We start from the raw sequence: 4,163 nt of genomic DNA, 5'->3' as shown, positions 1-4,163 counted from the left end.
CCCGGCCCGCCCCCCGCCGCCCACGACCGTGCACCTGACGGCGCGGCCCGGGGCGGCCGAGTGGCTCGCGCCCGAGCGGGTCCTCGCCCTGGCCCGGGACTTCGGCTCGCTGCTGCCGTACGACGTCCGGGTGGGCGAGGAGCGGATCACCGATCTGCCCGCGCCCTGGGACCGCCCCTACCCGAGCCCCGCCACGCGCCGGGCGGCGCTGTCCCGGCACTGCCGGGAGCTGTTCGGGTTCACGCCGCTGGACTCGATCGGCCTGGACGTGCCGCTGGCCGGGATCCGCGGGGTGGCGTACGTGCTGCCGTCGGCGGTCAGCCCCGCCCAGCGCGCCACCCACCGCGTCCACCTGAAGGGCATGCTGCTGACCGAGCGGGCCGAACAGCTCCTGCCGGACTGGGCGTTCTTCGTGCGCTGCGTGCTGGACACCGACAGTCTGCGGCCCACCGCCTCGCGCGAGTCGCTGTACGAGGACGAGACGCTCGCGGCCGTGCGGGACGCCCTCGGGGAAAGGATTCGCTCCTGGCTCACCGGGCTCGCGGCCGGTGACCCGGAGCGGCTGGCGGCGTTCCTGGCCGTGCACCACCTGGGTGTGAAGTCGCTGGCCCGGCACGACCACGACATGCTGCGCACGATGCTGCCGTGGCTGCCCTTCGAGACCACGGACGGGCGGCTGTCGCTGGAGGAGTTCGCGCAGCGGCACCCGGTGGTGCACTTCACCCGGACCGTCGAGGAGTACCGGCAGGTCGCGCCGATCGCCTCGGCGCAGGGCGTCGGGGTGGTCAACGGCGGCTACACGTACGACAGCGAGCTGGTCGAGGCGCTGCCGTCGGTGCGGCCGGGCTCGGCGGTCGCCGAGCTGGACGCGGACACCGTGACCGCGCACCTGGACACGGTCGACGCGGCCGAGGAACTGGCCCTGTCCGGCTTTCTGGCGGCCGCGCGGGCGAAGCTCGACCCGCTGGGCTGCGACGTGGTCCTGCGCGCCTTCCACCCGCTGTCCGTGCCCGCGCTGCACCTGGACGACCGGTCGGCCCGCCACGAGCAGGCGCGGGCGGAGGCCGAGGAGCGGGCCGACGACCTGTGGGCGGGCATCCTGGGCTCGCTGCGTGGTGGCGCCCCGCGCGCGCGTCTGGTGCTCAACCACCTCAACCCGCTGGTGCGCAGGATCAGTTCGCTGCGGGACCCCGAACTCGCCGGAACCGCGACCGAGTCGCTGTACGGGCAGGCGCTGCTGATGGCGCAGCGCCCGCTGCGGCCCGCCGACTCGGCGCTGCTCAACCGGGCGTTCATCGGCCTGCTGGAGTGGGCCACACACGGGGAGTCCGGGCACGGGGAGTCCGCACACGGGGAGAACGGCCGCTGATGGGTGAGATCACGGACTTCGACGCCCTGCGCCGGGCCATGGCGGACAACTCCGAGCAGCCGGAGGGCCCGGCCCGCAACGCGCGCGCCGAGCGGCTGCTCGCCGAGGCGGAGGGGCTCGGCGTCCCGCTGGCCGTCGTCGAGGCGCTCGGGCACCAGCTGAAGGTCTACAACTACAGCTCCGAGAAGGACAAGATGTTCGTCCCGTTCGCGCGGCTGCTGCGCATGTGGGACGAACGGCCCGAGGACTTCGACGCGTACGAGGCGCACTCTCTGCACTGGGTCTTCAAGTGGATGTCGGCCGGGATGCTGGACCAGCCGCACATCCCGCTCGCCTCCGTCGAGCGGTGGCTGGGCGAGATGGAGCACCGCTACCGGCTCGCCGGGCACTCCGAACGGGCCGTGCGCGCGGCCGAGTTCAGCGTGGCCGCGCATGTCGGGGACCTGGCGCGGGCCGAGCGGGCGTACGCCGCGTGGCTCGCCGCCGACCGGGACGAGATGGCCGACTGCCACGCCTGCGAGCTGCACGGCCAGGGCGCCTGGCAGGCGGACCGCGGCCGGGACGCGGAGGCGCTGGAGCTGTGGCGGCCGGTGCTGGACGGCGAGTACGGCTGTGCGCACGAGCCGCACTCCGTCCTCGCCTCCTCGCTGGCCCCGCTGCTCCGGCTGGGCCGCGTCGAGGAGGCGCGCGCGCACCATCTGCGGGGCCTCAGGCTCGTCCGCCCCATGGAGAGCATGCGCGGCGCGTACGCGGACCACGTCGAGTTCTGCGCGCTGACCGGCAACGAGGCGCGCGGTCTCGAACTGCTCGCCGAGCGGCCGGCGTACTTCACGGACACCGGGCATCCGCGCAGCCGGCTCGACTTCCTGGCCGTGGTGGCCCTGCTCACGGACCGGCTGACCGAGCTGGGCCTGGGCGGGCAGCGGGTGCCGGGCCCCGCCGGGCGGACCTGGACCGCCGCCGAACTCGCCGCCCACGCGCGCGCCGAGGCGCTGGAACTGGCGGAGCGCTTCGATACGCGCAACGGCACGTCGTACGTCGGCAACCGGGCACGCGCGCGTATGGCGCAGCGTCCCGGGGTGGAGCGGCTGCCGCTGGGCGTGCGGACGACGCCCCGTCCGGCGCCGGTGCCGGTGGCCGCTCCCCCGGCCGCGGACCTGCCCGCCGAATCCGGCCTGACCGTCCTGCTCGCCGAGGCACGGCGGCTGTCGGACACCCTGCGGCCGGACGCCCTGGAGACGTGGGCCGCCGTCGCCCGGGCCGCGCGGGACGCCGAGCTGGAGCCGCGGGACCGCGCGGAGATCGCCGACCACGAGGCCATGGCCCGCGGCCCCGAGGGCGTCCCGCTGTTCGAGCGGGCGGCCGCCCTCTACGCGGAGGCGGGCGACCCCGGGGAGGCGCTGGCGGCCCGCGCGCGGGGTGCCTACTTCCGCGCCCTCGCGGGCGAGGTGGACGCGGCCCTGACGGCCGTCTCGGGTCTGTACGACGAGGTGCTCGCGCTCTACGCCGACGAGGGCACCGGGCTGCGGCAGACGGCGTCGGTGGTGATGAGCAGGGCGCGGATCCTCATGTGCCGGGTGCACGAGCGGGGTCCCGGGAGCGCCGTCGCCGTCGCCGAGGCCGCCGTGCGCGAGGTGCCGGCGCTCGTCGAGGGGCGCTGCGGGGACGACGTACGCCTGAGGGCGCGGCTCGCCGAGGCGCGGGCCATGCTCGCCGAGCTGGCCGGGACCGCCGGGGACGAGGAGCGGGCGGCACGGTTGTTCCGGCGGGCCGCCGAGGAGTACGTGGCCGCCGGGCTGCCGTGGTTCGCGGTGGAGTACGAGGTGCGGGTCGCCGCGCTCGCCCACGAGGCCGGCGACCCGGCCGGGGCCGAACGGGCGCTGCGCGCGGCCCTGGAGCACGGCGGGCCGTACGTCGAGCCGGTCGGCCGGGCCCAGCTGCACCTGCAGCTCGCCGAGGTGGTCGGCGGACGCGGTGACGCCGTGGAGGCCGCCGGGCACGCCCTCGAGGCCGCGCACTGGGCCGACGAGGCCGGGGAGAGCGGCACGCTGGGCGCCTGGGCGCGGCAGCAGCTGGGCGGCTGCCTGCTGCGCCAGGGGCGGTACGCGGAGGCGGCCGAGGTGCTGGAGTCGGCGCTGGCCGACCTGCGGGCCGAGACGCACGGTGACGGGGCCGTCGTCCAGGCGCGCTGGTGGCTCGGGGACTGCCTGGCCGAGCTGGGCGAGCACCGGGCGGCGGCCGAAGAGCGGCTGCGGGCCGCCGAGATCGCCCGGCGCTGGCCCGAGCAGCAGGACCACGCCACGCTCGCCCACCTCGCCGCCGAGTCCCTCGGCAGCGCCGGGCTGCTGGCGGAGGCCGAAGCGGCCTACACGCGCGCGGGCGAGTTGTGGCGGGCCCTCGGCTACCCGTACTTCCTCGTGCGGTCCCTGCGCGCCCGGGCCTGGCTGGCGCTGCGCGCACCGGCCGGAACGGAGGGCGCGCGACGGTTGATGGCGCAGGCGGTGGACGCGTGCGAGCGCGCGCTGAAGTCCACGGCGGACCCCTCGGACCGGGACCGGCTCACCGCGGAACTCGCCGGCACCCACCGCCAGTTCGGCGACCTCCTGGCCCAAGCGGCGATCGAGGCGGCGGAGCGGGCCGGGGAGGCGCAGCACGCGGTGGCGGAGCACGCCGGGGAGGCAGAGCACGCGGTGGCGGATCACGCCGGGGAGGCAGAGCACGCGGTGGCGGATCACGCCGGGGAGGCAGAGCACGCGGTGGCGGATCACGCCGGGGAGGCAGAGCACGCGGTGGC

General features: G+C 76.6%; 2 protein-coding genes. Both read left to right on the top strand.

The genetic code is table 11. From position 1 onward, the window contains the following. A partial coding sequence (locus ACWEN3_RS42670; protein ID WP_452982992.1) for an HSP90 family protein occupies nucleotides 1-1,369 on the top strand: 1,369 nt, incomplete at its 5' end. Beyond that, nucleotides 1,369-4,163: tetratricopeptide repeat protein (locus tag ACWEN3_RS42665; protein WP_452982989.1), on the top strand; the 2,795-nt coding region annotated here is incomplete at its 3' end. The genes ACWEN3_RS42670 and ACWEN3_RS42665, both read left to right, overlap by 1 nt.

The sequence above is a fragment of the Streptomyces sp. NPDC004561 genome, from assembly GCF_053602155.1.
Note: the sequence above shows the minus strand (reverse complement) of the source record. Positions and strands in the feature narration are given on the sequence as shown.